Source organism: Nocardioides marinquilinus (assembly GCF_039543705.1).
Taxonomy (GTDB): Bacteria; Actinomycetota; Actinomycetes; order Propionibacteriales; family Nocardioidaceae; genus Nocardioides; species Nocardioides marinquilinus.
The window spans coordinates 1,207,710-1,232,125 of sequence record NZ_BAABKG010000001.1; the positions used below are offsets into that span (position 1 = coordinate 1,207,710).

The window sequence follows — 24,416 nt, forward strand, 5'->3', positions numbered from 1 at the left end:
CGACCCTCAAGTCCCGGCGCGGCCGCGCCGAGACTCCCCCTGATCCAGACCGTGTCTTCAGGGAGGACGGGCCCCGCCCGTGAGCGTCACATGACCGCCAACGCCTTCGCGGGTGCCGGCGCGGGCAGCATCGGCGAGACGATCGACGCGCTGGTCGCGGCCGGCGTCGTCTCGCAGGCCGACGTCTCGGCGGCGACCCTGGCCGCCACCGCCGGCCAGGGTGTCGTCGAGGTGCTCGTCGAGCGCGGCGTCCTCGACCGCGCCACCCTGCTGCGGTTCGCCGCGGAGGCCGCCGGCATCGAGCACGTCGACCTCGCCGAGACCCAGATCGACGCCACCGCCGCCGCCCTGCTGCCCGGTGAGTTCGCGCGCCGCTCGTGCGTGCTGCCGTTCGCGCGCCGCGACGGCGAGCTGCACGTCGCCGTCCCGCTGCGGATGGTCGACGACCTCGAGCTCAAGGACGACATCGCCCGGCTCAGCCGCCACCGCGTGAGGTTCGCGCTCGCCGGGCGCGCCGAGATCGAGCACCACATGAACCGCTTCTACCGGGCCGAGGGCGAGCTGGCGACGCTCACCTCCGACCTGGAGGTGACCTCCGACGACGCGCCCGACCTCGAGCAGCTGACCGAGGTCACCGAGGACGCGCCGGTCGTGCGGTTCGTGAACCTGCTCATCAGCCAGGCCATCAGCGACCGGGCCTCCGACATCCACCTCGAGCCCACCGAGCACGACCTGCGCGTGCGCTACCGCATCGACGGCGTCCTCACCGACGCCCACCGGGCGCCGCGCTCGATCGTCGGCGGCGTGATCAGCCGGCTCAAGATCATGTCGGACATGAACATCGCCGAGCGGCGGGTGCCCCAGGACGGCCGGCTCACCGTCTCCCACGGCAGCCAGACCATCGACCTGCGCGTGGCCACGCTGCCGACGGTGTGGGGCGAGAAGATCGTCGCCCGCGTGCTCGACAACTCCAACACCCGCCTCGGCCTCGACGACCTCGGCTTCAGCGACCACAACTTCGAGCGCTTCAAGGCCTCCTACTCCAAGCCCTACGGGATGATCCTGGTTACCGGGCCGACCGGTTCGGGCAAGTCGACGACGCTCTACGCGACGCTCAACATCCTCAACCAGCCGCACGTCAATGTGATCACGGTCGAGGACCCGGTGGAGTACCGGCTGCCCGGCATCAACCAGGTGCAGACCAACCCCAAGGCCGGGCTGACGTTCGCCTCGGCGCTGCGCAGCATCCTGCGCTCCGACCCCGACATCGTGCTGATCGGCGAGATCCGCGACCACGAGACCGCCAACATCGCCGTCGAGGCCGCGCTCACCGGCCACCTCGTGCTCTCGACGCTGCACACCAACGACGCCCCCAGCGCGCTGACCCGCCTCGTCGAGATGGGCATCGAGCCGTTCCTGGTGGCCTCCGCCCTGGACGCCGTCGTGGCCCAGCGCCTCTGCCGGGCGCTCTGCGCGCGCTGCCGGACGCCGTACGCGCCCGACCAGGCCGAGCTCGACACGCTCGACATCCGGCCGGCCGACCTGGCCGACCTGGACGGCGAGGTGCCGCAGCTGTTCCGCGCCGCCGGCTGCAGCGCCTGCGGCGGCACCGGCTACCGCGGCCGCATGGCGCTGCACGAGGTGATGCCGGTCAGCGAGGAGCTCGAGCGGCTCACCGTGCGGCGGGCCCCCACCGACGAGATCTCGCGCGTCGCGCGGGGCGAGGGGATGACGACGTTGCGAGACGACGGCCGGCTGAAGGTCCTGCAGGGCAGGACCACGATCGAGGAGGTGCTCCGTGTCGTGGGGTGACCAGCAGTGGAGTCCGGACGAGCACACGCACGGGTCGCACGGGTCACCCCCGCTCGACCTCGACCAGCTGCTCGCCAAGGCGGTGGCGGCCGGCGCGTCCGACCTCCACCTGACGATCGGCGCGCCGCCGACGATCCGGGTGCGCGGCTCGATGCTGCCGCTGCCCGAGTCGGGCCTGACGGCGCCCCTGGAGGCGCGCCAGCTCCGCGAGTGCCTCTACGCGGTGCTCACCGAGGGCCAGCGCAAGGTGCTCGAGGAGACCCGCGAGCTCGACATGGCGCACTCGGTGCACGGCGTGGGCCGGTTCCGCGTCAACATGTTCTGGCAGCGCGACGCCGTGGGCGCCGTCCTGCGCATGATCCCGTGGGAGATCAAGCCGCTCGAGGACCTCGGGATGCCGCCGGTCATGGGCACCTTCGCCGGCCTCAAGCGCGGGCTCGTGCTGGTCACCGGGCCTACCGGCTCGGGCAAGTCGACCACGCTCGCCGCCGTGGTCGACCAGGTCAACCGCACCCGCCGCGGCCACATCATGACCGTCGAGGACCCCATCGAGTTCCTCCACCAGCACCGCGGCTGCATCGTCAACCAGCGCGAGGTCGGCGCCGACACCCACGACTTCCGCTCCGCGCTCAAGCACGTGCTGCGCCAGGACCCCGACGTCATCCTCGTCGGCGAGCTGCGCGACCTCGAGACCATCTCGGTGGCCATCAGCGCCGCCGAGACCGGCCACCTGGTGCTCGCCACGCTGCACACCCAGTCGGCGCAGGACACCGTCAGCCGCATCGTCGACGTCTTCCCGGCCCAGCAGCAGCAGCAGATCCGCACCCAGCTGGCCGCCACCCTCCAGGCCGTGGTGTGCCAGACCCTGGTGCCGTCGGTCGACGGCCGCGGCCGGGTGCCGGCGGTCGAGGTGATGGTCTGCACCGAGGGCATCCGCGCGATGATCCGCGACGACAAGCTGCAGCAGATCCCCGGCGCGCTGCAGGCCGGCGGCCGGATGGGCATGCAGACCCTCAATGCCCACCTCGCCGAGCACGTCAAGGCCGGTCGCATCAGCCAGGACATGGGCCTCGAGCACTGCTCGAACGTCGGCGACTTCATCACCCTGCTCGGCGGCAGCAGCGGCGCGGCGTCCCAGGCGTCGGTGGCGGCCGCCGTCCAGGCCCCGACGGCGCACTCCGGTGCGGCCGCGACCGCCGGCGGCGGACGACGGCTCGACCCCTCCGACCCGTGGCGCGTCGCCTCGACGCCCGGGGCGCGGTAGCGGGCCGGGCGGAGCGCCCCGATGAGCGTCACCCACTACGACTACAAGGTCCGCGACCCCCAGGGCCGCTTCCGCGAGGGCCGCGTCAAGGCCGACAACGAGACCGCCGTCGCCGAGAAGCTGATGGCGATGGGCTACGTCCCGCTGGAGGTCAAGGCGGCCGGTGCCGGGCTGCAGAAGGAGATCAGCTTCGGGCGCAAGCGGGTGACGATGAAGGACCTCGCGGTCCTCGCCCGCCAGCTGGCCACCATGATCGACGCCGGCCTCACGCTGATGCGGGCGCTCTCGATCCTCTCCGAGCAGCTCGAGAACCCGTCGCTGCGCGAGGTGCTGGCCAAGGTCAAGACCGACGTCGAGGCCGGCCACAGCCTCTCGGGCGCCTTCGCCAACGACGAGTTCAACACCTTCCCGCCGTTCATGATCAGCATGACCCGTGCCGGCGAGGCCGGCGGCTTCCTCGACGTCGCGATGCGGCAGGTGGCCGAGACGTTCGAGGCCGAGGTGAAGCTGCGCTCGAAGATCAAGGCCGCGATGACCTACCCGGTCGTCGTGCTGGTGATGGCGGTGCTGATGTGCGTCGGCATGCTGCTGTTCATCGTGCCGATCTTCGAGGGCATGTTCACCGAGCTCGGCGGCACGCTGCCGCTGCCGACGCGCGTGATCGTCGTCCTCAGCGGCGCCATGAAGCTGATCGCGCCGATCACCGTCGTGGTGGGCGTCGTGGCGCTGCTGTGGTGGCGCAAGCACCGCAACGACGAGGGCGTGCGCAACGTCATCGACCCGCTCAAGCTGCGGCTGCCGGTCTTCGGCAAGCTGTTCGCGAAGATCGCCCTGACCCGCTTCTCGCGCAACCTCTCGACGCTGCTCACCTCGGGCGTGCCGATCCTGGCCTCGCTCGACATCGTCGCCGACACCACCGGCTCGGTCGTGATCAGCCGGGCGCTGGACGACGTCCGCACCTCGGTCTCGCAGGGCGACTCGATCGCCGGCCCGCTGGCCAGGCACGAGGTCTTCCCGCCGATGGTGGTGCAGATGATCTCCTCCGGCGAGGAGACCGGCGCCCTCGACTCGATGCTCTCGCGCATCGCGACGTTCTACGACGAGGAGGTCGAGGCCATGACCGAGGCGCTCACCTCCCTCATCGAGCCGCTGATGATCGCCTTCCTCGGCGTCGTCGTCGGCGGCATGATCATCGCCCTCTACCTGCCGATCTTCTCGGTCTTCGACCTCATCAAGTAGGGCACCGCCCAGTCCCCGACGATGGTCGAGGTGCGAGGAGCCCTGGCGACGAGCCTCGAGACCGCCGGCCGTGCATGCAGACGTCTGCGTGGACGGAGGGGGTCTCGAGGCTCAGCCGTGGCGGGCTTCGCACCTCGACCACCGTCGGACGACTCCGGTGGACGACCAGTTCGCGCAAGCCCTCCCGAGCCTGCCTACCGAGGAGTAGGTTCGAGCGCGTGACCTCCCGCGCGGACACCTACGACTACGTCGTCGTCGGAGGGGGCAGCGCCGGTGCCGTGCTGGCCGCCCGGCTCTCCGAGGACGCCGCCGCCACCGTGCTGCTGCTCGAGGCCGGCCCCGAGCCCGAGATCGACGAGGTCTCGATCCCGGCGGGCTTCCCGTCGCTGGCCAAGACCAAGTGGGACTGGAACTACGTCACCACCGAGCAGAAGCAGCTGCACGGACGCCGCGCCGCCTGGCCGCGCATGAAGGCGCTCGGCGGGTGCTCCTCGATCAACGCGATGATCTACATCCGCGGCCACCGCGCCGACTACGACGCCTGGCGCGACCAGCACGGCGCCGACGGCTGGGGCTACGACGACGTCCTGCCCTACTTCCGCAAGGCCGAGGGCAACACCCGCCTCGGCGCCCCGTTCCACGGCACCGACGGGCCGCTGGTCGTCGAGGACCGCCGCTGGACCCACGAGCTGTCGACCGCCTGGGTCGAGAGCGCGGTCGCGGCCGGCCTCAAGCGCAGCGACGACTTCAACGGCGCCGAGCAGGAGGGAGCCGGCGCCTACCAGGTCACCTGCAACAAGGGACGCCGCTGGTCGACCTACGAGGCCTACCTCAAGCCGGCGCTCGGTCGCCCGGGCCTGGCCGTCGCCACCGGTGCGCTGGCCACCGGGATCGAGCTCGACGGCGAGCGCGCCTCCGGGGTGCGGTTCCGCCAGGGCGGCGCCGAGCACGTCGTCCACGCCCGGCGCGAGGTGCTGCTGTGCGGCGGGGCCATCAACTCCCCGCAACTGCTGATGCTCTCGGGCATCGGGCCGGCCTCGCACCTCGCCGAGCACGGCATCGCCTCGCGGGTCGACCTCGCCGGGGTTGGCCAGGGCCTGCAGGACCACCCCTTCACGCCGATGGTGTGGCACACCCGACACACCACCGACCTCGCCGAGCACAACACGCTCGGCAGCCTGCTCCGGTGGAAGACCGCGCGCCGCGGCCCGCTGACCTCGAACGTCGCCGAGACCGGCGGCTTCTGGCGCACCCGCGACGGACTCGCAGCGCCCGACATGCAGGCCCACGTGCTGCCCACCGGGTTCTACGGCGACGGCCTCGTCGAGCCGACCACGCGCAAGCTCACCGTGCTGGCCACCCTGGTCGGCACCGGCAGCCGCGGCACCGTGCGGCTGCGCTCGGCCGACCCGCTCTGGCACCCGGCCATCGAGGCCGCCTACTACGACGACCCGGCCGACCTCGACGCGATGCTCGCGGGCTGCCGCCGCATCGTCGAGATCACCCAGCAGGGCCCCGCCGGCGAGCTGATCGACCGGCCCTTCGGGCTCAGCACGACGCCGTCCGACGACGAGCTGATCGAGCACGTGCGCACCTACACGCAGACGACCTACCACCCGACCTCGACGTGCGCCATGGGCACCGGCGAGGACGCCGTGGTCGACCCGCGGCTGCGGGTGCGCGGCGTCGAGGGCCTGCGGGTCGTCGACGCCTCCGTCATGCCGGCGGTGCCACGCGGCAACACCAACGCCCCGACCATCATGGTGGCCGAGAAGGCCGCCGACCTCATCAGGAGCAGCCGATGACCACGACCAGCGACCCCACCGAGCAGGCCGGTCAGACCCGTCCGACCTTCGACTCGCTCAGCCCGGTCACCGGCGACGTCGTCGGCACGCACCCGGTGCACTCGGCCGAGGACGTCGAGGGCGCCGTCCTCGCCGCGCGCGAGCAGGCCGCGTGGTGGGGGGCACTCGGCTTCGACGAGCGCGCCACCCACCTGACCACGTGGAAGGGCGTGCTGACCCGCCGCCTGGCGCAGCTGGCCGACGTCGTGCACTGCGAGACCGGCAAGCCGCACGCCGACGCGATGCTCGAGGCCGCGCTCGCCATCGACCACCTGGCCTGGGCGGCCGGCAAGGCCGAGAAGCACCTCGGACGCCGCCGCGTCTCGTCGGGCCTGCTGATGGCCAACCAGGCCGCGACGGTGGAGTACCGCCCGCTCGGCGTGATCGGCGTCATCGGCCCGTGGAACTACCCGGTCTTCACGCCGATGGGCTCGATCGCCTACGCCCTCGCGGCCGGCAACGCGGTGGTCTTCAAGCCCTCCGAGCACACGCCGGGGGTGGGGGAGTGGCTGGCCCGCACCTTCCTCGAGGCGGTCGGCCGCCCGGTGCTCAGCGTCGTCACCGGCCTCGGCGAGACCGGTGCCGCGCTGTGCCGCGCCGGCGTCGACAAGGTCGCCTTCACCGGCTCCACCGGCACCGGCAAGCGGGTGATGGCCGCCTGCGCCGAGACGCTCACGCCGGTGATCGTCGAGGCGGGTGGCAAGGACGCCGTCATCGTCGACCACGACGCCGACCTCGACGCCGCCGCCGAGGCCGCACTGTGGGGCGCCTGCTCCAACGCCGGCCAGACCTGCATCGGCGTCGAGCGGGTCTACGTGCACGAGCGGGTCTACGACGCCTTCCTCGACAAGCTCGTCGCCCTGGCGAAGGAGGTGCGCGCCGACGACACGGCCGGCACCCACCTCGGCCCCATCACGATGCCGAGCCAGCTCGACGTCATCCGTCGCCACATTGATGACGCCCTCGCCCGCGGCGGGCGGGCGCTGGTCGGCGGCGCGGACGCCGTCGGCGAGCGGTTCGTGCAGCCGACGGTGCTGGTCGACGTCCCCGAGGACTCGCTCGCCGTGCGCGAGGAGACCTTCGGGCCCACGGTCACCGTGGCCAAGGTCGCCACCATCGAGGAGGCCATCGAGCGCACCAATGCCACCGCCTACGGCCTCGGCTCGACGGTGTTCTCGAAGGGGCGGGGCATGCAGATCGCCGAGCGCATCCGCTCGGGCATGACGGCGGTCAACGGCGTCATCACCTTCGCGGCCGTGCCGGCGCTGCCGTTCGGGGGCGTCGGCGACTCCGGCTTCGGCCGCATCCACGGCCCCGACGGCCTGCGCGAGTTCACCTACGCCAAGGCGATCGCCCGCCAGCGGTTCAAGCCGGCGCTCGCGCTGACGACGTTCAAGCGCACCGAGAAGGCCGACCAGCAGCTGCAGCAGATCGTGACCCTGCTGCACGGGCGCGGCACGACGCTGCCCAAGCTCAACAAGCGGGTCAAGCGCGCCGGGCGGCCTCGCGGCTGACGCCCGGCGCGCTCGCGCCCTGCAGGTGGTGCGCTCGGTCAGGCGCTGGGGCGCAGCGGCGGCAGCGCGCCGGTGCCGGTGAGCTGCAGCCGGTCGCGGCCGCCGGGCTGGGCGGCGACCCGCAGGAGGGCGCGGCTCTCGCCGATCTCCTCGGTGTGCACCGGGGTGAACGTCACGTCGACCGTGCAGGTCTCACGGTTGCGCAGCACCTCGCAGGTGGTGCCGGTGACGGCGTAGTCCTCGTCGACGGGGCTGTCGATCGGCTGCTTGACGATGTCGGCGGTGATGTCGCCGCTGGTGATGTCGCCGGCGTTGCGCACGGTGAAGGTGCGCGTCTCGGTCGCGCCGAGGGGCACGGCACCGAAGTCGCCGGCGTCCTCGCCGCCGACGATGACGAGCTCGGCGGGCTTCAGCACGATGCGCCGCTGCTGCACCTGGCAGTCCATGAACAGCTTGCGCTCGACGCAGGTGCGCACCTGGTAGCTGCCGGCGCGCACCTTCTCGGGCAGGTCGACCGTCGTGCCCACCTTCTTGGTGGCACCGGGCGCGAGCATGCCGACCCGGGTGGTGAGGACCTGGTAGCGACGACCAGAGTCGGCGCGCAGGTAGGTCGAGACCGTGCTGCCGGCCTGGGGGTTGTCGGTGGTGTTGCGCACGGAGGCCCGCATCGTGAGCTCGTAGATGTCGCCGGGCAGGCCCTTCGAGAGCGTGACCGACGGCGAGACGATCTTGAGCAGGCGCGCCTCGGTGTCGGGACGCGGCGACTGGCCGGACGACGCGCCGGGCAGGGCCACGAGCGCCAGGCCGGCGATCGCCGCGACGACGAGGGCAGGGGTCAGGGAGCGGAGTCGAAGGAGCATGCGTCGAGTCTGGCCACGCGACCGCCGGCACCCCAAGGGCTCCGGCCATCTCTTTACCCGGGCCGGGTTACGCGTCATACTTAGCGGGATGGCTAACTATGACGACGGGCTCGAGGGGGTCGCCACGGCCCTCGCCCACCGCGGACGACGCCGGCTGGTCGAGCGGCTCTCCACCGGGCCCGCCACCTCGACCGAGCTGGCCGACGTCCTCGGGGTGACGCTGCCGACGCTGCAGCGCCACCTCGGCGTGCTGCGCGACGGCGGTCTGCTCGTCTCGCGCAAGGACGGCCGCGTGGTCACCCACCGGCTGCGCCCCCAGCCGCTGCTCGACCTCGACGACTGGCTCGCCGTCCGCACCTCGTTCTGGGAGCAGCAGCTCGGCGCCCTGGGCGAGCACCTCGACACCCCCGACACCCCCGACACCCCTGACACCCCCGACACCGACCACCCGGAGACACCGTGAACCGCATTGCCCCCACCGAGCTGCGCCTCGAACGCACCTACGCCGCCGACCCCGCCCGCGTCTGGACGGCCTGGACCACCGAGGCCGGTCTCGCCGGATGGTGGTGGACCCACTGGGACGACGTCAGCTACGCCGTCGACGCCCGTGTCGGCGGCGGCTACCGCATCGTCGCCGCGGGCGCCGGCATCGGCGTCGAGGGTGAGTTCGTCGAGGTCGACGAGCCGCGCCGGCTCGCCTTCACCTGGGTCTGGCTCGAGGACGGCGCCCCCGGCCCCGTCGAGCGGGTCGAGGTCGACCTCGCCCCCGCCGACGGCGGCGGCACCCGCCTGGTGCTGCGCCACACCGGCCCCTGGACCACCGGCGAGGAGGCCGAGAACTACCGGCTCGGCTGGGACGGCGTCCTCGACGCCCTCGCGCGGCTCGGCTGACGGGACCGGCCGGGGCCGGCGGTCGCGTCGGGGTCAGCCCTGCTCGGACGGCGCGCCCTGCTGGGCCTCGGCCTCGGCGACCTGGCGGCGCACGTCGTCCATGTCGAGACCGCGCACGCCGTCGATGACCTGGTCGAGGGCGGCGGGCGGCAGGGCGCCGGCCTGCGAGAAGACCAGGATGCCGTCGCGGAAGGCCATCAGCGTCGGGATCGAGCGGATGCCGGCGGCCCCCGCCAGCTCGCGCTGCGACTCGGTGTCGATGGAGCCGAAGGTGATGTCGGGGTTGGCCTCGGACGCCGCCTCGTAGGTGGGCGCGAACTGCTGGCACGGGCCGCACCACCCGGCCCAGAAGTCGACCAGCAGGATGCCGTCGTCCTGCACGTGGGAGGCGAAGTTCTCGTTGGTCAGCTCGATGGTGGCCATGCCTCCACCGTACGCACGGGCCGTGGCCCGCGCGGGGTCAGCGCAGCGAGTAGGTCGCCAGCGAGACGGCGAGGTAGTGGCTCACGAAGGCCAGCACCGTGAAGGTGTGGAAGATCTCGTGGAAGCCGAACCACTGCGGCCACGGGTTGGGCCGCTTGAAGCCGTAGACGATGCCGCCCGCGGTGTAGAGCGCGCCACCGGCCGCCACCAGCACCAGCACCGCGATCGCCGTCCCCGTGCCCAGCAGGCGGTGGGCGCCGTCGATGAACCCGGGCACGAAGAACACCGCCGACCAGCCGAGGCCGATGTAGAGCGGGGTGTAGAGCCAGCGCGGCGCGTCGGTCCAGAACACCCGGAAGAACACGCCGAGCAGCGCGCAGCCCCACACCGTGCTGAGCAGCACGACCCGCTGGGTGCCCTCGAGCAGCATCAGCGTGATCGGGGTGTAGGTGCCCGCGATGAGCACGAAGATGTTGGCGTGGTCGAAGCGCCGCAGGAACGCCCACACCCGCGGTGACCACGACCCGGTGTGGTAGATCGCGGAGACCCCGAACAGCAGCAGCGCGCTGCCCGCGAAGACCGCCGAGCCGACCCGCGTGGTGGCGGTCGGCGACAGCACGATCAGGACGACGCCCGCCGCCAGCGCGAGCGGCCACAGCCCGAGGTGGAGCCAGCCGCGCAGCCGGGGCTTGACCGCGGCCAGCGTCTCGCTGGCCCGGTCGCCGAGCGACTCCAGACCCGCGCGGACCGCTTCGTTCGCGTGGTTGAGTGCCTGGTTCATGTCGCGAGCGTACCGACCCGGGGGGAGCCGGGACGCGGTATCGAGACCACCGTCACCCGGCCCCCGCGGCCGTCGTCCCCAACCCGTCCCAGCCTGTCCCGGGCCTGTCCCGGCTACTGCTGGCCGGCGACCGGGTAGCCCTCGGAGGGCTGCACGATGACGAAGCCCTGGCCGCTGAACGCCACCTGCACGGCCTCGCCCGAGCCCCGGCCGATCAGCGCGCCGGCGCTCAGCGTGGAGCGCAGCGAGGTGTCGAGGTTGATCGACCACGCCACGATGGCGTCGGTGTCGGCGAAGGTCGGCGCCTCGGCCGCGTTGAGGACGACGGGCTCGCCCTCGGTGGTGATCGCCACCCAGCCGCTGCCGCGCAGCGTGGTGTTGAACAGCCCGCCGGTGGCGATGCCTGCGCCCTTGACGCGCTCGATGTTGTACTGCAGCGACGAGGAGAAGGCGAGCACGTTCTTGCCGCTCACCGAGATGCCGCTGTTGTTGACCTGCAGGATGTGCACGTGCTTCGCCGTGTCGGCGATGAACACGTCTCCCTGGCCCTCCACGCGCATCAGCGAGAGGCCCTCGCCGGTGAGCGCCTTCTTGATGAACTTGCCGGCGCCGCCGCCCTGGAAGTGGAAGTTCACGTTGCCCTGGTAGGCCACCATCGAGCCCTGCTTGGCCATGAACGGCTCGGTGATGCGCACCCGCAGCATCTTGCTGTTCTGCAGCGACGCGCCGGGGCCGCTGACCTCGGAGAAGCGGCCGTCGATCAGGTCGCCCGAGAGCCCGCCGAACACGTCGCCGCCGAAGCCCTGCTGGCCGCCCTGCTGCGGCTGTCCGCCCTGCTGGCCGTAGCCGCCGCCCTGCTGGGCCGGCTGCTGGGCCTGCTGGCCCTGCTGGCCGCCGCCGTCGGACGGCGCCGCGCCGATCGGGTCGGTGGACTGCTGCCCGGCGTCGACGACGTGCTCGGTCCACTGCGAGCCGTCCCAGTAGCGCAGCTCGTGCTTGCCGGTCGGGTCGGGGTGCCAGTCGGCGTTCATGCGTGTCTCCTGTGCGGTGCTGGTTCGGATCTCGGACGTCGGCCGCCATCCTCACACCCGCGCCGCCGCGCGGCGAGCACATCCGGCCCGCCGGTGACTACCATCGGCGCCGTGGCGGACTGGCGGCGAGGGGTGCGACGCGTGCTCTACCCCGCCTACGAGGCGCGGATGCTGCGCCGGATGTCGCGCGACGGCTCGCTGGCGTTGCCGCAGCACGTCGGCGTCATGCTCGACGGCAACCGCCGCTGGGCCCGCGCCGTCGGCCGCGACACCGCGCACGGCCACCAGGCCGGGGCCGCCAACATCGAGCCGCTGCTCGGCTGGTGCGACGAGGTCGGCATCCAGGTCGTCACCCTCTGGCTGCTCAGCACCGACAACCTCAACCGGCCCGCCCCCGAGCTCGACCCGCTGCTCGAGATCATCGCCGACGCCGTCGACTCACTCGCCGACCAGCGCCGCTGGCGGCTGCACCCCGTCGGCGCGCTCGACCTGCTGCCCGACGCCACCGCGAGCCGGCTCAAGGCGGCCGCCGAGGCGACCGCCGACGTCGACGGGATGCTGGTCAACGTGGCCGTCGGCTACGGCGGACGCCGCGAGATCACCGACGCCGTCCGCTCGCTGCTGCACGAGCACGCCGCCAAGGGCACCTCGCTCGAGCAGCTCGCCCAGCTGATCGACGTCGAGCACATCGCCGACCACCTCTACACCAAGGGCCAGCCCGACCCCGACCTCGTCATCCGCACCTCCGGCGAGCAGCGGCTGGGCGGGTTCCTGCTGTGGCAGAGCGCGCGCTCGGAGTTCTACTTCTGCGAGGCCTACTGGCCCGACTTCCGGCGCGTCGACTTCCTGCGCGCCATCCGGGCCTACGCCCGCCGCGAGCGCCGCTTCGGCTCCTGATCGCACACCGCCACGCCGGCTGCGATCCGTTCACACGACCGTCACCCCGCATTCAGGCGTGTCGTCCCGGTTCGCCGTCCCGCCGGTCGTAGCGTCCTCTCAGCGGCCAGTGGGGAAGCTGTCCGCCATCGGGAGGCCCGAACGTGAGCGATCACGACCACCACACCGCGGACGGCGAGTCCGTCGCGGTGGGAGGGCGCCGGCACTCCGGCGTTCGGGCCCTCTCCCGGTCCACTGCATCTGAGTGAGGACCGGGCGAGGGTGCCCGCGCGGTCCGGTGAAGGGGTTCACCGTGGCCGTTGCCGCAAGCGAGAAGTCCCCGGTCCGCACCTACGTGCTCGACACCAGCGTCCTGCTGGCCGACCCCGGCGCCCTGCGCCGCTTCGAGGAGCACGAGGTCGTGCTCCCGGTGGTCGTGATCACCGAGCTCGAGGGCAAGCGCCACCACCCCGAGCTGGGCTACTTCGCCCGCTCCGCGCTGCGCATGCTCGACGACCTGCGGGTCAGCCACGGCCGTCTCGACGAGCCGGTGCCGGTGGGCGACCACGGCGGCACGGTGCGCGTCGAGCTGAACCACACCGACCCGACGGCCCTGCCCTCGGGCTTCCGGCTCGGCGACAACGACACCCGGATCCTGGCCGTCGCCCAGAACCTCTCCGACGAGGGCCGCGACGTCACGCTCGTCTCGAAGGACCTCCCGCTGCGCATCAAGGCCTCCGCCGTGGGCCTCGACGCCCAGGAGTACCGCGCCGAGTCGATCAGCGACTCCGACACCGGCTACAGCGGCATGGCCGAGCTCGAGGTCGAGGCCGGCGTCCTCGACGAGCTGTACGACGACGGCACCGTCGACCTCGAGTCGGCCCGCGAGCTGCCCTGCCACCAGGGCCTGGTGCTGCTCTCCGACCGCGGGACGGCGCTCGGTCGCGTCGGCGCCGACAAGCACGTGCACCTCGTGCGCGGCGACCGCGACGCCTTCGGCCTGCACGGCCGCTCGGCCGAGCAGCGCGTCGCCCTCGAGATGCTGCTCGACCCCGAGGTGGGCATCGTCTCGCTCGGCGGCCGCGCCGGCACCGGCAAGTCGGCGCTCGCGCTGTGCGCCGGCCTCGAGGCGGTCCTCGAGCGCCGCCAGCACCAGAAGGTCGTCGTCTTCCGCCCGCTGTTCGCGGTCGGGGGGCAGGAGCTCGGCTACCTGCCCGGGTCGGAGTCGGAGAAGATGTCGCCCTGGGGGCAGGCGGTCTTCGACACCCTCGGCGCGATCACCTCCAAGGAGGTCATCGACGAGGTGCTCGCCCAGGGCATGCTCGAGGTGCTGCCGCTGACCCACATCCGGGGTCGCTCGCTGCACGACTCCTTCGTCATCGTCGACGAGGCGCAGTCGCTCGAGCGCAACGTGCTGCTCACCGTGCTCTCGCGCATCGGCGCGAATTCCAAGGTGGTGCTCACCCACGACGTCGCCCAACGCGACAACCTGCGCGTCGGGCGCCACGACGGCGTCGTCGCCGTCATCGAGCGGCTCAAGGGCCACCCGCTGTTCGCGCACGTCACGCTGACCCGCTCCGAGCGCTCGCCGATCGCGGCCCTGGTCACCGAGATGCTCGAGAACGTCACGCTGTAGCCGTCTGCGCGGACCGTCCGGGGTCTCGAGGCTCGGCCGTGGCCGGCCCCGCACCTCGACCATCGTGGGACGCCTTGCCCGGACGATGGTCGAGGTGCGAGGAGCCTGGCGACGAGCCTCGAGACCACCGGCCCCCCCACGCGAACGTCGGCGTGGGGGTGCCCTTCGACAAGCTCAGGGTCCGTGGGGTCAGGTTGGCGTGGACGGTGCGTGGTGTCGATGACGGCCACCGGAGGACGACCACCGGCCGTGCACGGGACGTTCGCGCGGACGCTGCGGGGTTCCGAGGCTCGGTCGTGCCGCCCCGCGGGACCCGTGCGTCACACCCGCCCCACCGGGCCCAGCGTCGTCCGCCCGTCCTGTGGACGCCGGTTTGCGTCCCTTCGGGTGGTTTGGGCATGGTGGCCCGAGACTTTCCCCGGGGGCGCTGCTGGTTCGCGGCTCCCGCGCGTCCATCGTCGCCGACCCATCGGATCACCAGACCCTTGTCGAAGCACGTCAAGCACGTTCCCAAGCACCGCGCCGCTCCCTCCCGCCCGGCCCTCGCCGAGACGGGACGCCGCGCGGTCGGTGCCACCGTCCTGGCCTCGTCGGTCGCCGTCGTGGCCACCGGCGCCACCGTGGGCGGCGGCGTCCTGACCGGCGCCTCGGCCTCGGTCGCCACCACCCTCGACGCGCAGCTGGTCGGGGCGGGCGAGAGCACCCCCGACGCGGCCGACCTCGCCGCCGCGCAGGCGATCGAGGAGGCCACCCGCACCGGGGGTGACGCCGCTCCCGCGCTCGGGGCCCGCGCCGCCGGCGACCGAGAGGCGCTGCGTCGCACGACGGTCTCGCGCTCAGCCGACCGTCGCGAGACGCGCGACCCCGTCAAGGCCGCCACCCTGGTCGAGCCCGTGGGCAAGGCCGAGGCCGGCTCGGAGGACCTCTCCGACGCCGACCCGCGCGACATCGCCATGGCCCTGCTCGGCGAGTTCGGCTTCAGCAGCGACCAGTTCGGCTGCCTCGACTCGCTCTACGTGCGCGAGTCCGGCTGGAACGTCTACGCCGACAACCCGACCTCGTCGGCCTACGGCATCCCGCAGGCCCTGCCCGGATCGAAGATGAGCTCGGCCGGCGCCGACTGGGCGACCAACCCGGTCACCCAGATCCGCTGGGGCCTCGGCTACATCCGCGACCGCTACGGCAGCCCGTGCGGCGCCTGGGCCCACAGCGAGTCCGTCGGCTGGTACTGATCCGCTGACCCGTCAGACATGTCTGACGGGTCGACGAACCTGACGCTGACCCGTCAGACATGTCCGACGGGTCGACGGGGACGTCACCCCTCGCGGCGGCGGGCGAGGGTCGCGACCAAGTCGAGGACGCCGATCGCGGCGAGCACCAGGCCGAGCGGGCGTCCGCGGAACCAGAGGAACTCGGCGTCGGCGAAGCCGAGGGCGAGCACCAGGCCGCCCACGACGAGGGCGACGGCGATGACGAGCTCGAGGGTGCGGTCCATGTGCACCAGCCTCGCCGCGCGGCGGAGCCGGCGGAACCGACCTCGGTCGGAGGCTGCCGCTACCTAGGTCGACCCTCGTCGGCCGGAGCCCGCACGGCCACCGGCGTCATGAGCGCGTCGGCCAGCGCCGTGCCGGCCAGCAGGACCGTCGTGCCCAGCAGCAGCCCGGCGCCCGCGCCCAGCTGGGCGTCCGACCCCGCGCCCGGGCGCGCGACCAGCATGCCGAGCGAGACCGCGCAGAGCACCAGCACGCCGACCGGCACCCCGAAGCCGTGCTCGTCGCGGGTGCCGAGCATCGCCACGACCACCATGGCGAGCACGAGGACGACGCCGAGCAGCGCACCGCCGCCGCCGTCCTCACCGAGGGCGGTCCACAGGCTCAGCGAGGCGTAGGGGTCGTCGGCCCGCGCCGAGCTGAACAGCGGGACGAACGTGCCGACGAAGGCGAGGGCCGCGCCGACGACGTACAGCTGCCGGACGACCGCGTGGCGCTGGGTCATGGCCCGCACCCTGCCACGGCACGGGCCGCGCCTCAGGGCAGGGGCGCGACCAGCAGGTAGCGCTCGTCGTCGATCGGGCCACCCCAGTAGACGTCGTCGGGCAGCGGGACGACGCGCGGGTCGGCGTCGGGGACGTGCTCGCGCACCAGCCGCTCGGTGGTCTCGGCGGTCAGCCCGCCGCCGGTGTGCCAGCGGCCCTCGACGAGCACGAGCCGGCCGCCCGGACGCAGCAGCCCGGCCCACCGCTCGAGCGCCGCGCCGGGGTCGGGCAGCGCCCACAGCACGTGCCGGCACAGGACGACGTCGGCCGAACCGGCCTCGAACGGCGGCCGTGAGGCGTCGCCGACCTCGAACGGGACGTCGTGCCCCGCCGCCGCGAGCTTGGCGCGCGCCCGCTCGACCATGGCGGGGGAGAGGTCGAGGCCGCGCACCCGGTGACCGGCGTCGGTCAGCAGCAGCGCCAGGGTGCCGGTGCCGCAGCCGAGGTCGACGACGTCGGCGGGCGCGGGTGGCAGCTGGGCCGCCAGCAGCTGGGCCCACGCCTCGCGGGTGGCGGGGTCGCGCAGGCCGTGGTCGGGCTCGTCGTCGAACGCTGCGGCCTCAGCGTCCCAGGTCTCGCGCTGGTCGGCCAGGTACGCCGCGTGGACGTCGTCCGGCCCGGTCATCGCGCCACGAAGACCGTCGTGTGGCCGGCGCACTCGCGCGGGCCCTCGAAGGGCGGCAGGTGCCAGTCGACGTCCTCGCGCGAGCTCTCGAGGTAGGCGGTGGCGGCGGCGTGGTCGGCGAACAGGGCGCGGGTGACGAGGTCGTCGCGCACGACGTCGTCGAAGTGGCGGCGCAGCGCCTCCTCGCCGTTCTCGCTCGAGAACTGGGTGACGACGGCGTCGCCGCCGGCCTCGCGGCGCAGGTCGGCGAGGTGCTCGTCGCCGTTCGTGACCGCGACGAAGGTGCCGCCCGGCCGCAGCACGCGGCGGATCTCGGCGAGCCCACGGTGCAGGTCGGGCACGTGGTAGAGCATCCACATGGCCGCGACGGCGTCGAACGAGGCGTCGTCGAACGGCAGCTGCTGCACGTCGCCCACGCGGGCGTCGACCCCGCGGGCCGCGGTGAGCTCGACCAGGCGGGGCGACTGGTCGAGCGCGACGACCTCGGCCGCGGGCAGGGCCGTCATCAGCCGCGCCGAGAAGGCGCCGGCGCCGCAGCCGACCTCGAGCACCCGCTCGGGGGTCGAGTCGACGATCGTGAAGAGCGCCTCGGTCGACGGCTCGCGGCCGTCGGCGGTCGGGTGCCACACCGACTGGCGCACGGCCAGTGCCTCCTCGGTGGCGTACTGGGCACGGACCCGCTCGGGGTCGGTCATGCCCGCATCGATCACGGGCGCGTCATCCTCTCGACGTCGAGCGCGGCGTCCAGCTCGGCCTCGGTCAGCTCGCCGCGCTCGACGAAGCCGAGCCCGATGACGGTCTCGCGGATGGTGCGACCCTCGGCGAGCGCTTGCTTGGCGACCTTGGCGGCGGCCTCGTAGCCGATGTGCTTGTTCAGCGGCGTCACCACCGACGGCGAGGACTCCGCGTAGCGGCGCATGCGGTCGACGTCGGCGGTGATGCCGTCGACGCAGCGCTGCGCGAGCAGCACGGACGACGCCGCCAGCAGCCGCACCGACTCGAGCACGTTGCGGGCCATGACCGGCATCGCTACGTTGAGCTCGAAGCTGCCGCTGGCGCCGGCCGCGGTGACGGCGGCGTCGTTGCCGACGACCTGGAAGCAGACCATGAGCGTGGCCTCCGGCAGCACCGGGTTCACCTTGCCCGGCATGATGCTCGAGCCCGGCTGCAGGTCGGGCAGGTGGATCTCGGCCAGGCCGGTGGTGGGGCCCGACGACATCCAGCGCAGGTCGTTGCAGATCTTGGTGAGGCCGACCGCGACCGTGCGCAGCACGCCGCTGAGCTCGACGAGCGAGTCGCGGGTGCCCTGCGCCTCGAAGTGGTCGCGGGCCTCGGTGAACGGCTGGCCGGTGGCCTCGCCGAGCACCTCGATGACGCGGGCGGCGAAGCCGGGGGGCGTGTTGATGCCGGTGCCGACGGCGGTGCCGCCCAGCGGCAGCTCGCGCACGCGCGGCAGCACCGACTCGAGCCGCTCGCCGGCGTAGCGCAGCGTCGCGGCGTAGCCGCCGAACTCCTGGCCGAGCATCACCGGCGTGGCGTCCATGAGGTGGGTGCGGCCCGACTTCACGAGCCCGGCGAACTCCTCGGCCTTGGCCGACAGCGAGTCCTCCAGCACCTTCAGCGCCGGCACGAGGTCGTCGACGACGGCCTGGGTGACGGCCACGTGGATGGCGGTCGGGAACGTGTCGTTGCTCGACTGGCTGGCGTTGACGTGGTCGTTGGGGTGGACGTCGGTGCCGGCGCGCCCGGCGAGCGAGGCCACGACCTCGTTGGCGTTCATGTTCGAGCTGGTGCCCGAGCCGGTCTGGAAGACGTCGATCGGGAACTGGTCGTCGTGCTCGCCCGCCGCGACCTCGCGCGCGGCCGTGGCGATCGCCTCGGCGACGCCCGCGTCGAGCACGCCGAGCTCGCCGTTGACCACGGCGGCGGCCGCCTTGACCTGGCCCAGGGCGTGCACCAGGCGGGGCTCGATCGGCGTCCCGCTGATGGGGAAGTTCTCGACCGCTCGCTGGGTCTGCGCCCGCCACAGGGCGGCGGCCGGCACCTCCACCTCGCCCATGGAGTCCCGCTCGATCCTGACGTCTCCGGCTGCGTTGCTCTCGCTCACCGGGCCAACCTAACGACCCGGCCTTGACCAATTAGTAACAGATCGGTTACCAATAGCGGGTGGACCCGTTCGCCGCCCTCGCCGACCCCGTGCGGCGCGAGCTGCTGCGGGCGCTCGCGGCCGGTCCGGCCCGCGTCGTCGACCTCGCGGCGGCGCACCCCATCAGCCGTCCCGCGGTCAGCCGTCACCTGCGGCTGCTCACCGAGGCCGGGCTCGCCGTCGCCGAGGACCGCGGCCGCGAGCGCCACTACGCGCTGCACCCCGCAGGGCTCGGCCCGGTCGCCACCTTCCTGCGCGACCTCGCCGGACCGCCCGTGCCCGAGCACGCCCTCGACGCCCTCGAGCTGGAGGTGCGGCGCACCGTGCGCGAGCGCCGTCCCACCGCCGCCGAACCCGACCTCGCCCTACCCGACCGGCCCGACCGGCCCGACGTCCAGGAGGACACCGCATGACCCACACCGCCACCCCCACCGGACGCCGCGAGCAGCGCGACGGCGCCCGGCACCTCGTGCTCACCCGCACCTTCGCCGCGCCGCTCGCCGCCGTGTGGGCCGCCGTCGCCGAGCCCGAGCGCATGCAGCGCTGGATCGGCACCTTCAGCGGCGACCCGGCGTCGGGCGAGGTCGCGTTCCGCATGACGGCCGAGGGCGACGACGTCCCGGTCGAGACCTACGTCGTCGAGGCGTGCCGGCCGCCGCACCACTACGCGGTGCGCAGCCGCGACCCGCAGCCGTGGCGCGAGGACGGCACCGGCGAGCCGATGGTGTGGCGGCTGGTCGTCGACCTCGCCGAGACCGACGGCGTCACCACCCTCACCTTCGCCCAGACCCTCGACCGCGCCGACGCCGGCGAGATCGCCGCGAGCGTCGGCCCCGGCTGGGAGTACTACCTCGACCGCCTGGTCGCCGACCTCGACGGCACCGGCGCGGACGCCGTCCAGTGGGGCGAGCAGTACCACCCCGGCATGGCCTCGCACTACGAGCGGCTGCTCGGCGACTGACCGCGGGGTGACCCGCAACTGGCCCGCAGCTGGCCCGCAGCTGGCCCGCGGCTTATCGACGACGGGCCGACGCACCGCGCGGGGGAGCGGCGGGCGCGGGGTGCGTCCCTAGGCTGCACGCATGTCGCAGTGGCTCGAGGACCTCTCCACCCTGCAGGTGCTGCTGCTGGTCGCCGGCGTCGTCGTCGGCGGGTCGGTGCTCGCGACCGTCGTCGGGGCGCTGCTGGTGCGGATGGGGATGCGGCGCCCGTGGGTCGTGCGCCGGGCCAGCAGCCTGTCGATGCGCCTGCTCGAGCTGCTCAAGCGGCCGCTGACGATCGTCGTCCTCGACGAGGTGGCGGCCGTCATCCGGGTGGGGCACTACACGCAGAACATCTCCGACGCCCTGCTCGAGAACCACGACGAGCTGAAGGCGCTGGTGGCCGAGAAGGTGCGCGCCGACCCCAACACGCGGCTGGTCAAGAAGCTGCCGGGATACGACACGATCGTCTCGGAGGTCTCCGAGACCGTGCTGCGGGTGATGATCGACATGCTCAACGACCCGCGCATGGACGAGCTGGTCAGCGACCTGCTGCGCAACAACCTCGAGCAGATCAAGGTCGCCGTCCGCGAGCGGCACCACGAGGGCGTGGAGTTCAAGGACGCCGACCCCGTGCCCGTCGGCGCGCCGGTGCACCTGACCCGGCGCGGCCGCCCGGCTGGGGCGGGTCAGCCGGCGCCGTTCCCGCCGTCGCCGTCGGTGCCGCCGTCCTCGCCGTCGTCGAGGTATCCGAGGTAGAGCCAGTACCGCTCGTCGCGGGTCTGCAGCCGCACCTCGTGGTCGACCGCACGGACGGAGTCGAAGACCTCGCCGAGCGTGCGCTCGAGCCCGGGCGCCTCGGCCGCGCTCCACACCGCCACCGCCCCACCCGGGCGCAGCATGGCGCGGACGCCGCCGAGGAACGGCGGGTCGTACAGGGCGGCGTTGGCGTCGTGAACCAGGTAGCCCGGACCGTTGTCGACGTCGATCAGCACGAGGTCGTAGGACGCCGGACGCGCCTCGGCGACCGCGACGGCGACGTCGGCCACCACCACCGTCACCCGCTGGTCGGCCAGCAGTGCCGGGCCGTGGGCGACCGTGCCGTCGCGCATCCAGTCGACCAGCGCCTGCTCGACCTCGACCACCGCGCACGTCTCGACCCGCGAGTCGGCCAGCACCTCGTGCATCGTGAAGCCCAGGCCGAGACCCGCCACCACCACGGTGCGCGGCTGCGCGACCGCCTCGAGCGCCGCCCTCGCCAGCGCCCGCTCGGAGCCGACCTCGACGCTGTCCATGACGAAGACGCCGTTGGCCCGCAGCTCGAGCACCGCCGGCCCGCCGTCGTCCGAGCGCCGCTCGCGCAGCACCAGCTCGCCCCGCTCCGACTCGGCCCTCGCCAGCTCGCGGTACTGCTCCTCGGACTCCACCGCTCCATCCCACCGCATCGGGCTCCCACCCCGCGCCGCCGTCCGGGGTGGGGTGGGGTGGCGGTGAGTGGGTGACCGTTTCTGGGTGCGGAACGGTCACCAGGTCACCGCTGGCGGGTGCTGAGCCGGGTGGGCGGTGGGTGGGTGACCGTTTCTGGGTGCGGAACGGTAACTGGGTCACCGCTGGCGGGGGCTGAGCCGGGTGAGCGGTGCGTGAGTGACCGTTTCCGGGTGCGGAACGGTCACCAGGTCACCGCTGGCGGGGGCTGAGCCGGGTGAGCGGTGCGTGAGTGACCGTTCTCGGGTGTGGAACGGTCACCAGGTCACCGCCGCCCCACCGCCGCCCCGTCGAGCCCGGTCCGCAACCGGCGGGATCGGCTTAGGCTGGGAGCGTGAGTCCCGACCCCGCCCGCGAGCACCTGCGCGTCTCCGACGCCGAGCGGCACGAGGTCGCCGAGGTGCTGCGCCGGGCGGCGGGCGAGGGGCGGCTCGACCTCGACGAGCTCGACGAGCGGCTCGAGGCCACCTACGCCGCCCGCACCTACGCCGACCTGGTGCCGCTGACCCTCGACCTGCCCGACGACGGCTCGTCGCCGCTGCCGGCCAGGCCCGCGACGGGCCCGGCCCCCGCCGTCCGGCTTGAGAAGACCCCCGAGCCGCCGGCGCCGGACGGCGTCCGCGCCCGCCAGCGGCACCTCGCCGTGATGGGCGGCGTCGACCGCAAGGGCGCCTGGACCGTGCCGGCCGACCTCACCATCGTCGCCGTCATGGGCGGCGCCGACCTCGACATGCGGCAGGCGCGGTACGCCGCCCGCGAGTGCGTGGTCACCGTCCACGCGCTGATGGGCGGGGCCACCATCGTGGTCGGCCCCGACGTCGACGTCGTCATGGAGGGCATCGGCATCATGGGCGGCTTCGCCGGGCCGTCCGACCGCGACACCCCGCCGCCCCAGGTCGGCGCCCAGGTGCTGCGGGTGCGCGGCGTCGCGATCATGGGCGGCGTCACGGTCAAGCGCCGCCCCCTCCCCGGCGTGGACGACGGCCGGCGCCGCCACCGCCTGCACTGACCCGCCACCCGCCACCCACCCGCCCCGGGCCCACGGCCCCGTCCGAGCGATGAGCCGCGCGCACGACGCCCGTCCTCCTAGGCTGTGCGGGTGAGCGACACGCCCTCCTCCGCGCCCGAGCCCGCCGCGGGCTCCGGCCCGGCCGGCTGGCCCCCCAGCTGGCCGCCGAGCGGACCGGCGGGCGGGTCCGAGGGCAACGGCCGACGACGTGTCGTCGTAGCCGTGCTCGCCGCCGTGCTCGTGGTCGCGGGGGCGGTGCTCGTGCCGCTGCTGATCGTCGGCGGCGACGACGAGCCCGGCACCGGTGACGACGCCGAGACGGCGGTTCCCGCCACCGCCTCGGCCAGCCGCGCCGAGCCGTCGTCCCGGCCCACGCGCAGGGGCGGCGACCCGCGGCCGGCGCCGAGCCCGAGCACCAGCTTCCCGCCGGTGAAGCCGGGCGACGACCTCTCCGCGGTGAAGGTCTACAACGACCTCCCGTCGTCCCACGTCGACTACGACATCGCCTACGACCCGGTGCCGCCGGTCGGCGGCCCGCACGCCCCCACCTGGATCGAGTGCGGCGTCTACGACGAGCCGATCCGCGAGGAGAACGGCGTCCACGACCTCGAGCACGGCTCGGTCTGGATCACCTACGACGCCGCGAAGCTCGACGCCGACGACATCGACGCGCTCGCCGACGCGCTGCCCGACAACGGGATCATGTCGCCCTACCCGGGCATCCCGGCGCCCGTCGTGGTCACCGTCTGGGGGCGCCAGCTGCTCCTCACCGGCGCCGACGACCCCCGCCTGCAGCTGTTCATCGACGAGTACGCCGGCAGCAGCACCGCGCCCGAGCCGTTCTTCTCCTGCGACGGCGGCATCTCGCCCGAGGACGCCGTCCCGCGCTAGCCCCGCGCGCCGCCGACGGCCGGGCCACCACCGGACGGCGGACCCGTCGAGCCGCGGTCGACCAGCGTCCACGGCATCTCGACCCGCTCGGCCCCGAGCGGCTCGCCGTCCATCAGCCGCACCGCCATCTCGCCGGCCGCGCGGCCGAGCTCGGCCACCGGCTGCTGCAGCGAGGTGATCGCGAACAGCCCGGCCAGCGGGTTGCCGTCGATGCCGACGAGCGAGACGTCGCCCGGCACCGAAAGGCCGCGCCGGGTGAGCTCGCTGAACGCCGAGACGGCGATCTCGTCGGAGTAGCACAGCACCGCCGTCGGCGGGTCGGGCAGCGCCAGCAGCCGGGCCGTGCCGTCGGCCCCCGCCCGCACCCCGAACGGCTCGCTCACGACGAGCTCGTCGCTGGGGGGCAGCCCCGCCGCCGCGAGCGCGTCGGCGTACCCCTCCCGCCGGCGGACGTCGGACGACCAGACCGCACCGGGGGTGTCGAGGGTGCGCACGAAGCCGATGCGCCGGTGGCCGAGGTCGAGCAGGTGCTGGGTCGCGGCCCGGGCGAGCGCGTGGTCGTCGACCTCGACGTGCGGGTAGTCGCGCAGCCGCCCGCCGGCCACGATGACCTCGACGCCGAGGAGGTCGAGGCGACTCTCCTCCTCCGCGAGCAGCGGCAGCGCCACCAGCACGACGACGTCGACCTTGCGGCGCGAGGGGAGGTCGCGGAAGAACCGGCGTCGCTGCGTCTCGCCGTCGACCTGGTAGACGAGCACGTCGACGCCGGCGTCGCGCACGGTGCCCTCGACCGCCGCCAGCACCGTCGACTGGAACCACGCGTCGAGCCGCGGGACGACGACCGCCACCCGCCGAGTGGCGCGCTGCGAGAGGCCCGAGGCGGCGGGGGAGACGACGTAGGAGAGCTCGTCGGCGGTGCGCCGGATGCGCTCGCGGGTCTCGTCGCTGACGCCGGGCAGCCCGCGCAGCGCGCGCGAGACGGTGGCGATGGACACGTCGGCGACGCGGGCGACGTCGGCCATGTTCACCGGTGCGGACGGCGCGCCGGCATGACCGCCCGGGCGGGCGTGGGGG

The 24,416-nt window shown here is 73.5% G+C and carries 26 protein-coding genes; 15 read left to right on the plus strand and 11 right to left on the minus strand.

Annotated features, from left to right (window positions below; genetic code table 11):
- Window positions 1-90 precede the first annotated feature (90 nt).
- The 5 genes from ABEA04_RS05810 (at window position 91) to ABEA04_RS05830 (ending at window position 7,673) form a co-directional block, all read left to right on the plus strand.
- Window positions 91-1,812 carry a GspE/PulE family protein gene (locus ABEA04_RS05810; RefSeq protein WP_345455455.1) on the plus strand — a complete coding sequence of 574 codons (1,722 nt, stop codon included), beginning with the start codon at window positions 91-93 and terminating at the stop codon, window positions 1,810-1,812.
- Window positions 1,799-3,076 (plus strand): type IV pilus twitching motility protein PilT, encoded by a 1,278-nt coding sequence (locus tag ABEA04_RS05815; RefSeq protein WP_345455457.1) that lies wholly within the window; start codon window positions 1,799-1,801, stop codon window positions 3,074-3,076. Before ABEA04_RS05810 ends, ABEA04_RS05815 begins: the two co-directional genes overlap by 14 nt.
- A gap of 21 nt (window positions 3,077-3,097) precedes the next feature.
- Window positions 3,098-4,315: a type II secretion system F family protein gene (locus tag ABEA04_RS05820; protein WP_345455459.1), complete on the plus strand. Its 1,218-nt coding sequence runs from the start codon at window positions 3,098-3,100 to the stop codon at window positions 4,313-4,315.
- Window positions 4,316-4,533: 218 nt separating this feature from the next.
- Window positions 4,534-6,120, plus strand: coding sequence for a GMC family oxidoreductase (locus ABEA04_RS05825; RefSeq protein ID WP_345455461.1), 1,587 nt, complete (start codon window positions 4,534-4,536; stop codon window positions 6,118-6,120).
- Complete coding sequence (locus tag ABEA04_RS05830; protein WP_345455463.1) at window positions 6,117-7,673, plus strand: aldehyde dehydrogenase family protein; 1,557 nt, start codon at window positions 6,117-6,119, stop codon at window positions 7,671-7,673. Before ABEA04_RS05825 ends, ABEA04_RS05830 begins: the two co-directional genes overlap by 4 nt.
- Window positions 7,674-7,711: 38 nt before the next feature.
- Here the strand turns inward: ABEA04_RS05830 and ABEA04_RS05835 are convergent, their stop codons facing one another.
- Complete coding sequence (locus ABEA04_RS05835) at window positions 7,712-8,533, minus strand: hypothetical protein (protein WP_345455465.1); 822 nt, start codon at window positions 8,531-8,533, stop codon at window positions 7,712-7,714.
- An 88-nt stretch (window positions 8,534-8,621) separates the two neighbouring features.
- Between ABEA04_RS05835 and ABEA04_RS05840 the strand changes: the two genes are divergently transcribed.
- Together ABEA04_RS05840 and ABEA04_RS05845 are read left to right on the plus strand one after the other, a co-directional pair.
- Window positions 8,622-8,996: an ArsR/SmtB family transcription factor gene (locus ABEA04_RS05840; RefSeq protein ID WP_345455467.1), complete on the plus strand. Its 375-nt coding sequence runs from the start codon at window positions 8,622-8,624 to the stop codon at window positions 8,994-8,996.
- On the plus strand, window positions 8,993-9,424 hold the full coding sequence (locus tag ABEA04_RS05845) for an SRPBCC family protein (protein ID WP_345455468.1): 432 nt from the start codon (window positions 8,993-8,995) through the stop codon (window positions 9,422-9,424). Before ABEA04_RS05840 ends, ABEA04_RS05845 begins: the two co-directional genes overlap by 4 nt.
- Window positions 9,425-9,457: 33 nt before the next feature.
- Here ABEA04_RS05845 and ABEA04_RS05850 read toward each other — a convergent pair whose 3' ends face one another.
- The 3 genes from ABEA04_RS05850 to ABEA04_RS05860 form a co-directional block, all read right to left on the minus strand.
- Complete coding sequence (locus ABEA04_RS05850; RefSeq protein WP_345455470.1) at window positions 9,458-9,847, minus strand: thioredoxin family protein; 390 nt, start codon at window positions 9,845-9,847, stop codon at window positions 9,458-9,460.
- Window positions 9,848-9,884: 37 nt separating this feature from the next.
- On the minus strand, window positions 9,885-10,628 hold the full coding sequence (gene trhA / locus ABEA04_RS05855; RefSeq protein WP_345455472.1) for a PAQR family membrane homeostasis protein TrhA: 744 nt from the start codon (window positions 10,626-10,628) through the stop codon (window positions 9,885-9,887).
- 113 nt (window positions 10,629-10,741) lie between these two features.
- Window positions 10,742-11,659, minus strand: a complete 918-nt coding sequence (locus ABEA04_RS05860) for an AIM24 family protein (protein WP_345455474.1) — start codon at window positions 11,657-11,659, stop codon at window positions 10,742-10,744.
- A 111-nt stretch (window positions 11,660-11,770) separates the two neighbouring features.
- Between ABEA04_RS05860 and ABEA04_RS05865 the strand changes: the two genes are divergently transcribed.
- The 3 genes from ABEA04_RS05865 to ABEA04_RS05875 all read left to right on the plus strand — a co-directional run bounded on the left by ABEA04_RS05865 (window position 11,771) and on the right by ABEA04_RS05875 (window position 15,403).
- On the plus strand, window positions 11,771-12,556 hold the full coding sequence (locus ABEA04_RS05865) for an isoprenyl transferase (protein WP_345455476.1): 786 nt from the start codon (window positions 11,771-11,773) through the stop codon (window positions 12,554-12,556).
- A gap of 292 nt (window positions 12,557-12,848) precedes the next feature.
- Window positions 12,849-14,171, plus strand: coding sequence for an RNA 5'-3' helicase PhoH2 (gene phoH2 / locus ABEA04_RS05870; protein WP_345455477.1), 1,323 nt, complete (start codon window positions 12,849-12,851; stop codon window positions 14,169-14,171).
- Window positions 14,172-14,656: 485 nt separating this feature from the next.
- Entirely contained in the window at window positions 14,657-15,403 is a 747-nt protein-coding gene (locus ABEA04_RS05875; protein ID WP_345455478.1) for an aggregation-promoting factor C-terminal-like domain-containing protein, read from the plus strand.
- Window positions 15,404-15,486: 83 nt separating this feature from the next.
- Here the strand turns inward: ABEA04_RS05875 and ABEA04_RS05880 are convergent, their stop codons facing one another.
- From ABEA04_RS05880 to ABEA04_RS05900, 5 genes are read right to left on the minus strand one after another with little or no spacing between them, the layout of a single operon-like run.
- Window positions 15,487-15,666 (minus strand): hypothetical protein, encoded by a 180-nt coding sequence (locus ABEA04_RS05880; RefSeq protein WP_345455479.1) that lies wholly within the window; start codon window positions 15,664-15,666, stop codon window positions 15,487-15,489.
- A gap of 59 nt (window positions 15,667-15,725) precedes the next feature.
- Window positions 15,726-16,166 (minus strand): hypothetical protein, encoded by a 441-nt coding sequence (locus ABEA04_RS05885; protein ID WP_345455481.1) that lies wholly within the window; start codon window positions 16,164-16,166, stop codon window positions 15,726-15,728.
- A 32-nt stretch (window positions 16,167-16,198) separates the two neighbouring features.
- The gene (locus tag ABEA04_RS05890) at window positions 16,199-16,831 is read right to left on the minus strand and encodes a class I SAM-dependent methyltransferase (protein WP_345455483.1); all 633 of its coding nucleotides are present in this window, start codon (window positions 16,829-16,831) and stop codon (window positions 16,199-16,201) included.
- Window positions 16,828-17,541 (minus strand): class I SAM-dependent methyltransferase, encoded by a 714-nt coding sequence (locus ABEA04_RS05895; protein ID WP_345455485.1) that lies wholly within the window; start codon window positions 17,539-17,541, stop codon window positions 16,828-16,830. Before ABEA04_RS05895 ends, ABEA04_RS05890 begins: the two co-directional genes overlap by 4 nt.
- Window positions 17,538-18,890 carry a class II fumarate hydratase gene (locus ABEA04_RS05900; protein ID WP_345455638.1) on the minus strand — a complete coding sequence of 451 codons (1,353 nt, stop codon included), beginning with the start codon at window positions 18,888-18,890 and terminating at the stop codon, window positions 17,538-17,540. Before ABEA04_RS05900 ends, ABEA04_RS05895 begins: the two co-directional genes overlap by 4 nt.
- A 107-nt stretch (window positions 18,891-18,997) precedes the next feature.
- Between ABEA04_RS05900 and ABEA04_RS05905 the strand changes: the two genes are divergently transcribed.
- The 3 genes from ABEA04_RS05905 (at window position 18,998) to ABEA04_RS05915 (ending at window position 20,716) form a co-directional block, all read left to right on the plus strand.
- On the plus strand, window positions 18,998-19,390 hold the full coding sequence (locus tag ABEA04_RS05905; RefSeq protein WP_345455487.1) for an ArsR/SmtB family transcription factor: 393 nt from the start codon (window positions 18,998-19,000) through the stop codon (window positions 19,388-19,390).
- Window positions 19,387-19,938, plus strand: coding sequence for an SRPBCC domain-containing protein (locus ABEA04_RS05910; RefSeq protein ID WP_345455489.1), 552 nt, complete (start codon window positions 19,387-19,389; stop codon window positions 19,936-19,938). The genes ABEA04_RS05905 and ABEA04_RS05910 overlap by 4 nt, the downstream gene beginning before the upstream one ends.
- A gap of 121 nt (window positions 19,939-20,059) precedes the next feature.
- Window positions 20,060-20,716, plus strand: coding sequence for a hypothetical protein (locus ABEA04_RS05915; protein WP_345455491.1), 657 nt, complete (start codon window positions 20,060-20,062; stop codon window positions 20,714-20,716).
- On the opposite strand, the gene ABEA04_RS05920 is transcribed toward ABEA04_RS05915, so the two are convergent.
- Window positions 20,647-21,384 carry a spermine/spermidine synthase domain-containing protein gene (locus ABEA04_RS05920; RefSeq protein ID WP_345455494.1) on the minus strand — a complete coding sequence of 246 codons (738 nt, stop codon included), beginning with the start codon at window positions 21,382-21,384 and terminating at the stop codon, window positions 20,647-20,649. The genes ABEA04_RS05915 and ABEA04_RS05920 overlap by 70 nt on opposite strands.
- A gap of 392 nt (window positions 21,385-21,776) precedes the next feature.
- Here ABEA04_RS05920 and ABEA04_RS05925 point away from each other — a divergent pair, with 392 nt between their 5' ends.
- Window positions 21,777-22,451 (plus strand): DUF1707 SHOCT-like domain-containing protein, encoded by a 675-nt coding sequence (locus tag ABEA04_RS05925; RefSeq protein ID WP_345455497.1) that lies wholly within the window; start codon window positions 21,777-21,779, stop codon window positions 22,449-22,451.
- A 90-nt stretch (window positions 22,452-22,541) separates the two neighbouring features.
- Window positions 22,542-23,342: a thioredoxin-like domain-containing protein gene (locus tag ABEA04_RS05930; protein ID WP_345455500.1), complete on the plus strand. Its 801-nt coding sequence runs from the start codon at window positions 22,542-22,544 to the stop codon at window positions 23,340-23,342.
- Here the strand turns inward: ABEA04_RS05930 and ABEA04_RS05935 are convergent.
- A complete protein-coding gene (locus ABEA04_RS05935) occupies window positions 23,339-24,364 on the minus strand; it encodes a LacI family DNA-binding transcriptional regulator (RefSeq protein ID WP_345455503.1) in 1,026 nt (341 codons plus the stop codon). The genes ABEA04_RS05930 and ABEA04_RS05935 overlap by 4 nt on opposite strands.
- Window positions 24,365-24,416 lie beyond the last annotated feature (52 nt).

Excerpts from the sequence above, each read along its gene's own strand:
- ABEA04_RS05810 (WP_345455455.1), top strand. The coding sequence starts at position 91 with ATGACCGCCAACGCCTTCGCGGGTGCCGGCGCGGGCAGCATCGGCGAG.
- ABEA04_RS05820 (WP_345455459.1), top strand. The coding sequence starts at position 3,098 with ATGAGCGTCACCCACTACGACTACAAGGTCCGCGACCCCCAGGGCCGC.
- ABEA04_RS05830 (WP_345455463.1), top strand. The coding sequence starts at position 6,117 with ATGACCACGACCAGCGACCCCACCGAGCAGGCCGGTCAGACCCGTCCG.
- ABEA04_RS05835 (WP_345455465.1), bottom strand. The coding sequence starts at position 8,533 with ATGCTCCTTCGACTCCGCTCCCTGACCCCTGCCCTCGTCGTCGCGGCG.
- ABEA04_RS05840 (WP_345455467.1), top strand. The coding sequence starts at position 8,622 with ATGGCTAACTATGACGACGGGCTCGAGGGGGTCGCCACGGCCCTCGCC.
- ABEA04_RS05850 (WP_345455470.1), bottom strand. The coding sequence starts at position 9,847 with ATGGCCACCATCGAGCTGACCAACGAGAACTTCGCCTCCCACGTGCAG.
- trhA (WP_345455472.1), bottom strand. The coding sequence starts at position 10,628 with ATGAACCAGGCACTCAACCACGCGAACGAAGCGGTCCGCGCGGGTCTG.
- ABEA04_RS05860 (WP_345455474.1), bottom strand. The coding sequence starts at position 11,659 with ATGAACGCCGACTGGCACCCCGACCCGACCGGCAAGCACGAGCTGCGC.
- ABEA04_RS05880 (WP_345455479.1), bottom strand. The coding sequence starts at position 15,666 with ATGGACCGCACCCTCGAGCTCGTCATCGCCGTCGCCCTCGTCGTGGGC.
- ABEA04_RS05885 (WP_345455481.1), bottom strand. The coding sequence starts at position 16,166 with ATGACCCAGCGCCACGCGGTCGTCCGGCAGCTGTACGTCGTCGGCGCG.
- ABEA04_RS05890 (WP_345455483.1), bottom strand. The coding sequence starts at position 16,831 with ATGACCGGGCCGGACGACGTCCACGCGGCGTACCTGGCCGACCAGCGC.
- ABEA04_RS05900 (WP_345455638.1), bottom strand. The coding sequence starts at position 18,890 with ATGGGCGAGGTGGAGGTGCCGGCCGCCGCCCTGTGGCGGGCGCAGACC.
- ABEA04_RS05910 (WP_345455489.1), top strand. The coding sequence starts at position 19,387 with ATGACCCACACCGCCACCCCCACCGGACGCCGCGAGCAGCGCGACGGC.
- ABEA04_RS05915 (WP_345455491.1), top strand. The coding sequence starts at position 20,060 with ATGTCGCAGTGGCTCGAGGACCTCTCCACCCTGCAGGTGCTGCTGCTG.
- ABEA04_RS05935 (WP_345455503.1), bottom strand. The coding sequence starts at position 24,364 with ATGGCCGACGTCGCCCGCGTCGCCGACGTGTCCATCGCCACCGTCTCG.